This window comes from Massilia aurea (assembly GCF_024753205.1).
Classification (GTDB): domain Bacteria; phylum Pseudomonadota; class Gammaproteobacteria; order Burkholderiales; family Burkholderiaceae_D; genus Telluria; species Telluria aurea.
This window is the reverse complement of sequence record NZ_JANUGZ010000020.1, coordinates 1-1535: the sequence shown is the minus strand read 5'-3', so window position 1 is coordinate 1535 and position 1535 is coordinate 1. Positions and strand designations below refer to the sequence as shown.

1 pseudogene is annotated in these 1535 nt (G+C 61.4%); it reads right to left on the bottom strand.

Annotated elements, in window-relative coordinates:
* Window positions 1–1480 (bottom strand): annotated as a pseudogene (locus NX775_RS23835) (non-ribosomal peptide synthetase); the annotation flags it as partial.
* Window positions 1481–1535 lie beyond the last annotated feature (55 nt).

The window sequence follows — 1535 nt, the reverse complement described above, 5'->3', positions numbered from 1 at the left end:
ACGAGTGTCCACCGAGCTCGAAGAAGTGGTCGTTGCGGCCGACGCGTTCCAGACCCAGCAGTTCCTGCCAGATCGCGGCGATGGCAGTCTCGGCCACTCCCTGAGGCTCTTCGTAGCCGCGGCTAGCCACGGCCGACTGGTCCGGGGCCGGCAAAGCCTTGCGATCAAGTTTGCCGTTAGGAGTGAGCGGGAAGGCGTCGAGGATGACGAAGGCTGCCGGCAGCATGTAGTCCGGCAGGTTCGCCGCCAGCGAGGCGCGCAGGCTGGCCGCATCGAGCGCGGCGCCATTCCGGGCGATCACGTAGGCGACCAAGCGCTGGTCGAGCGAGCTGTTTTCACGCGCAACGACGACCGCGTCGCCTACGCCTGGGCAGGCTGCCAGCTTCGCTTCGATTTCGCCCAGTTCGATCCGGAAGCCTCGGATCTTGACCTGGAAGTCGTTGCGGCCGAGGTATTCGATGTTGCCGTCTGCCAGCCAGCGGCCCAGGTCGCCGGTCTTGTACATGCGTGCGCCCGGCGTGGCGCTGAACGGATCGGCAACGAAGCGCTCGGCGGTCAGTTCCGGCCGGTTCAGGTAGCCGCGCGCGACGCCGGCGCCTCCGATGTGGATTTCTCCGGTTACGCCGCTAGGCACCGGCTGACCGTGAGGATCGAGGATATAGATCTGGGTATTGGCGACCGGGCGGCCAATAGGGATTGAATGTAAAGGTAAACTGCCGCTGCAGGCGACGCTGAACGCCGTGGCATTGACTGCTGCCTCGGTTGGGCCATAGTTATTGATCCACCGCGTGCGGTGCAACGACGGTTCGCCACACCATGTCGCCAGGTGACGCAACTCTGACCTTTCTCCGCCAGACAAGATCAAACGCAGGTCGGGGTTAGGAGAGGCGTATCCTGCACCAATCTGTTGCGCCCACCGATGCCAGAACGCGGTTGGTAGGTCGATTATTGTAATGCGCTGTGTCTGGAGGAGGGTGGCGAAATCATCGTCCGGTACTGTGAGCCGGGGAGGGCGTATAACCAGTGCGGCGCCAGCCGCTAGGCAAGAGAAGATTTCCGGCACCGAACTGTCGAAGCTAAACGAGGCAAACTGCAAAACGCGATCGTGAGGTGTTAATTCGCACATCGCAATGTGACCCTGGACCAGATTGACCACGTTACGGTGTTCGAGCATCACGCCTTTTGGCATTCCGGTAGAGCCAGAGGTGTAGATAACGTATGCTAGGTGTTGCGCCGACTGACGCACCTGCGGATTAGTGATTGCTTGCGAGGCCAGCGTTACGGCTATTTCGGGCGTGTTTAATTCGAACGCCGGCAGACCTGGGATTGCAGGTAGAACACCTCTCAACCCTTGGTGGGTCAGTAGTGCTACTGACGTGCTGTCCTGCAGCATATGCGCCAGTCGATCGCGCGGATAGGCTGGGTCGAGCGGGACATAGGCCCCGCCTGCTTTGAGAATGGCGAGCAAGCCGACAATCATGTCCAGGCTGCGTTCGACGCAAATGGCCACTCGTGCGTCGGGGACCACGCCCTGA